The sequence below is a fragment of the uncultured Lamprocystis sp. genome (genome assembly GCF_903933125.1).
Taxonomy (GTDB): domain Bacteria; phylum Pseudomonadota; class Gammaproteobacteria; order Chromatiales; family Chromatiaceae; genus Thiodictyon.
In genome coordinates this window covers 1-4660 of sequence record NZ_CAIZIZ010000499.1, presented here as the reverse complement: position 1 = coordinate 4660, position 4660 = coordinate 1, and the positions used below count along the sequence as shown (strand labels likewise).

Here is a 4660-nt window from a genome sequence, read left to right as displayed (position 1 = left end):
GAGGAGCCGGGAACGAATCGCTGTATGGCAGAGATATTGTGGCACCGCCGGGAAACCAGGCGGCAACAGAGAACACCAACGTCTGTCTAACCAGCGGTGAGAACCCGGCTTACTCTCCGTTTACTTATCTCCCCGCTGGTTACAGATACCGAATTGAGTAAGCTGTCCCCGGAATTGCTGTGCCGTTGGTGCGGTTGCCGACGGCGGTGGCGGCATGTCTGACGACCCCGGCGGGAACGCCATGGCTGCACTAGTTGGTGGTGAGTTCCGAGGACAGTTTACTTATCTCCCCGCTGGTTACAGATACCGAATTGAGTAAACTGTCCCCGGAATTGGGTCCGAATTGAGTAAACTGTCCCCGGAATTGCTGTTCGTCGGCTTCTTCGACTTTGCCCTCAACGGGATGCCGCGGGAGTGGGGCGCGCTGCCGGGCTGGTTGCTTGGGCAGTCGGCAGCCGCCGCGGCCGACACGGGTCCCAACTGGCTCGCGCTCTTCGCCGCCGTCGCCGGGATTGGTATGGTGCTGCTTGGCGCTGGGTCTGGCGCTGGTCCGCTGGCGGGGCGGGCGCGTGCGTGTGCGCTAACCGGTCCGCTGTGCGGATCGAGCCTCGCGCGAACCCGAACGGGGAAGGTCCGCACAGCGGACCCTACCCGGCTACAATGGATCTCAGTGATACGGAGCACCCGTGCCGACCTACAACGCACGCCAGCCATGACCCGACCCCGCCACTCCCGTGGTCCCCGCAAACGGCGCTCCCCAGCCGCCGGGCGCCACCATGACCACAGCTAAGTACATCAATATATTCGCTATGAGCGCTTAATTATTTATCTTTCTTTTAAATCAATGCTTTGCAATTATTGGCGCCTACAAATATTTCACTTGAAGTACTTATAAGCAACTCTTCTCCCACGCCGAGATGGTCCGCGACCTGCTGACCGGCTTCGTACGCGAGGACTGGGTAGAGTCCCTGGACCTGGCCTCGCTGGAAACGGTCAAGGGCAGCTATGTCACCGACGATTACCGCGACCGCGAAGACGACATCATCTGGCGCGTCCGCTGGGCCGACGGCTGGTGTTACGTCTATATTCTGATCGAGTTCCAGAGCACCGTAGACCCCTTCATGGCGGTGCGGATCGCCTGCTATGTTTCGCTCCTGTACCAGGATCTGATCGCGCAGAAGGCCCTGACCGCGGCCGGTACCCTCCCGCCGGTGCTGCCGGTGGTCCTCTACAACGGCGAGCCGCGCTGGACGGTGCCGACGGAACTGTCCGCGCTGATCGACCCGGCGCCGGGCGGGCTGGCACACTATCGCCCCCACTGGTCCTACCTGCTGCTCGACGAAGGGGCGATCGTGGGCGACGCGGCCTATCCGGCCGAGGTCCGCAACCTGGTGGCGGCGCTATTTCAGTTGGAAAAGGCGCGCGACGAGCCGACTTGGCTCGCGGTCTACGCCCGGCTGGTGGCACTCCTGGACAGCGGTGCCCTGGACAGCCTCAAGCGCGCCTTCGGCCGTTGGATCTACCGCAGCTTCATCCGTAAGAAGCGCCCCGGCATCCGCCTGCCGGACATCAATGACTTTCAAGAGGTGCATGTCATGCTGCAACAACGGGTCGAACAGTGGAACGCTGAGATCCTCGAGCAGGGGCGCAAGGAGGGACACAAGGAGGGACACAAGGAAGGCCTTGCGCAGGCGCGCCGGGAAATGGCCGCGGCACTCCTTGAGCGCACCGCCCTGGACGACGCGGCCATTGCCGATCTCACCGGGCTCTCCGGCGCGGTGATCCGGGCCCTGCGCACGACACCGACTGAACATTAGGTGTCGAATTCGGGGGAGCGGCGGTGCGGGCTTCGGTGGACTGCGCTATCGCTTGTACACCCTACGGCCGGAACGATGATCGAGGCCGTGCAGGGCCTTGATCATCGTTCCGGCCAGCGATGGTCATTTGGAGTCCAAGGCTTCAGCCTTGGACCCCCCCGATAACCCCGAGAGATCCCGAGATGTCGACACGCGGCTGGTACGACTATTACATCATCGCGCCCCACACGGGGACGCTGTCGCTCGCCATGCGATTTTACAAATGGGGCGATGCCACGCCCGAGAACGCACTCGACGAGTATCTGCTGTTCCGCGAGACGCTCGACGCGCATGACGGACGGTTGCCGGTCGAATGGCTCGACCGTCTGCTGCGCGATCAGTTGGGCGAGTTGCACCCGGAGTTGCCGCCGCAGTTCGCCACCGGGGCCTTTCTGTTCCTGCTGCAACGCGCTGCTGAGTGGATCGAGTGCGACTCTTGGCGACGCTTCGATCCACCGGAGGAGCGCGAGGATCTTCCTTTGTGCTACGCCCTCGAGGAGGCGCTGGGCACCGAGCCGTTCGAGATTGCGCCGCATCCCGATCCCTTGTTGGAGCAGGTCAGGCGTTTCATTGCCACGGCACGTTATCTCCGTCCCTGGCGCAACTACGGGCTGCGGCTCAATCTGCTGGGCTGGTTGCAGTATCTGACCCAGCCGACGCGCAGCGCCGACATGGGCTCTCTGGCCGGCGACTGGGACCCCCACTGGGATATCGCCTACCGGTACCGGTTCTTTTTCTGGATCCATCCGGACGACCCCTTCCGGATCGAGCGGATCAGCATCGAGTTGTGCGAACGCGACGGCTCGGACCTGCTGACGGCCGCGGACCCGCAAGACGACGACGCGTGGCAACGCGAGGAGCTTGACAGCCTGCGCGAGACCATCCGCGACGCGGACATTTGCGAGATTGCGCCGCACTTGCGGCCGTTGCCGATCTGACTGCGTAGTCAGGCCATCCTGGCCTGGCCGCGTCGGGGCTGGAACAGTCAGGGCTGGAAGCCCTGACTACGCAGCCTCGCACGCCGGCACCCCGAACGATGAAAGCCCCCGCCGGGTCCCGACCTGACTTTCACGGTAAACCTCGATCGCCAGTGGCCGGCACGCCGCTCAAGGCCCACCCGTCCAGTCGAGCTGCCGACGCTGGGCACCTGGTGGCGCATGGCCCAGCAGGTCGCCCTACACATCGCCCGCTTGGTCGCCGGCCCGGAGTCGGCGGACACCGCGCTGGCGGAGTTCCCGTCGGCCGTCGCGCAGACCCTCTCCCCGTGCTGGATGGATCCGTTGGCCCGCGCACCGTCGAGCGGTCCTTCCTGGCCCTGCGCATCCAACTCGCCCACGGCGGTGTCACCCACGGCGAGGCCGCCCGGCTGCTTGAGCACTGGCAAGCACCCTTCGCGGCGCTGTGGCAGATCGAGCCTGAGGCTTAAGGTGATTTCCGGAACACCGGATACCACCCACCATCGGCTCGGATGTAGGTGCGACTTCAGTCGCACCGATTTGGACGCAGGTGCGACTGAAGTCGCACCTACATTGACCGGTATCTAAACTATCGGAAATCACCTAAGTCTCGGCTCCTTATCGCTTAAACTTGGCCCGCAGACCTGAACCCAACGGAGTCCGCCCCATGCACGCGATCGAGTTTCAGACCACCGTCCACGACGGTGTCCTCCAGATTCCCTTAGAGTACCGGCGGGAGCTCGACGGCCGCGACGTGCGCGTCGTCGTCGATACCCGGACCGAGGACGCGGGGGAGACCGAGACCCTCCTTGCGCGCCTGCGCCGGGTACGCATCGCGGGACCGGCGGACCTCTCGACGGATCATGACGCTTATGTGATCGGCAACCGGGATGCTTGAACCGGTTTTCATCGATACCGGATACGTCCTGGCGCTGGTTAACGAGCATGACCAGCATCATGCTGCTGGGCAGTCCACCGGGGCTGATGCTGATCCCCGACCGCAAGCGCCTCGCACTCGCCGATGACCTCGACGTTTACGCCACTGCCGGGGAACGCCAGCCGAACATCCGCTGCCGCGCGGCCCGCCGGCAGGTCCAGGAGCGTCTGGAGCTCAATGGCGGCGCTTGGATCGATCGATATGGAAGCTTTTCGAGGGATCTACGCCATCGTAGACCGAGAAGCGCGCGAACATGACCTCCATGGAGCCGTCTAGTGCGCCGAGCGCGCTGAGCCCCATGTCTAAATCGCGGAAATAAAAGGCCATGCCCAACCGGTTGCCCAACGCGAAGGCGCCATGGGCAAGCTCGAAATCCTTGAGCCATAGCGCGGCCATCATCTGTGCCGGACCCGGGGACCGGATCGCCAACCGCTCGTGCAGGATTTCGAGTACCCCCCGAAATCGCTGCTCGATGGTTTTGTCCTTCAGCGGCTTGCCTTTCGCCTGGAAGGCCGGATCCGGCACCAGGTCGTCGAGGAAATAATTCATGATGACTGAAAAATCGTCGGCATCGACGAGCAGGGTCTTCAGTTGCTTGATCTTGCCCGCGAGACGGGTTGGCATGGTCATCGATAGGGTCTCAGGAGGCGGCGGCATGATGCGCAGGTCTCCCGCGTGTTGGCTGGTTGCCAAGTTCCATTGGGAGCACGGTCCGGGAATCCCTGTTTCCCGTCGCGGGGGGGGGGGGCGCTAGCGGCCGGGTAGGGTCCGCTGTGCGGACCGCACCCCGCCAAAACCCGACGGGGGAAGGTCCGCACAGCGGACCCTACCCGCTACCCGCCTTTGCCGACGAGGGCCTCGATCAAGATTCCGGCCACTGGGGCTCGCCGGGTGCGTAGTCAGGCCATCCT

Annotated in this window: 4 protein-coding genes and 1 pseudogene; 4 read left to right on the top strand and 1 reads right to left on the bottom strand. The window is 63.8% G+C overall.

Annotation, left to right across the window (positions count from 1 at the left end; all coding sequences use genetic code 11):
- Positions 1–902: 902 nt before the first annotated feature.
- The 4 genes and pseudogenes from QZY03_RS27195 to QZY03_RS27180 form a co-directional block, all read left to right on the top strand.
- Positions 903–1817 (top strand): annotated as a pseudogene (locus QZY03_RS27195) (Rpn family recombination-promoting nuclease/putative transposase); the annotation flags it as partial.
- 182 nt (positions 1818–1999) lie between these two features.
- The gene (locus QZY03_RS27190; RefSeq protein ID WP_295586677.1) at positions 2000–2794 is read left to right on the top strand and encodes a hypothetical protein; all 795 of its coding nucleotides are present in this window, start codon (positions 2000–2002) and stop codon (positions 2792–2794) included.
- Positions 2795–3120: 326 nt separating this feature from the next.
- Positions 3121–3282, top strand: coding sequence for a hypothetical protein (locus QZY03_RS27185; RefSeq protein WP_295586675.1), 162 nt, complete (start codon positions 3121–3123; stop codon positions 3280–3282).
- 197 nt (positions 3283–3479) lie between these two features.
- A complete protein-coding gene (locus tag QZY03_RS27180; protein WP_295586673.1) occupies positions 3480–3710 on the top strand; it encodes a hypothetical protein in 231 nt (76 codons plus the stop codon).
- 213 nt (positions 3711–3923) lie between these two features.
- Here the strand turns inward: QZY03_RS27180 and QZY03_RS27175 are convergent, their stop codons facing one another.
- Complete coding sequence (locus tag QZY03_RS27175; protein ID WP_295586670.1) at positions 3924–4379, bottom strand: hypothetical protein; 456 nt, start codon at positions 4377–4379, stop codon at positions 3924–3926.
- Positions 4380–4660: the final 281 nt, after the last annotated feature.

Excerpts from the sequence above, each read along its gene's own strand:
- QZY03_RS27180 (WP_295586673.1), top strand. The coding sequence starts at position 3,480 with ATGCACGCGATCGAGTTTCAGACCACCGTCCACGACGGTGTCCTCCAG.
- QZY03_RS27175 (WP_295586670.1), bottom strand. The coding sequence starts at position 4,379 with ATGACCATGCCAACCCGTCTCGCGGGCAAGATCAAGCAACTGAAGACC.
- QZY03_RS27190 (WP_295586677.1), top strand. The coding sequence starts at position 2,000 with ATGTCGACACGCGGCTGGTACGACTATTACATCATCGCGCCCCACACG.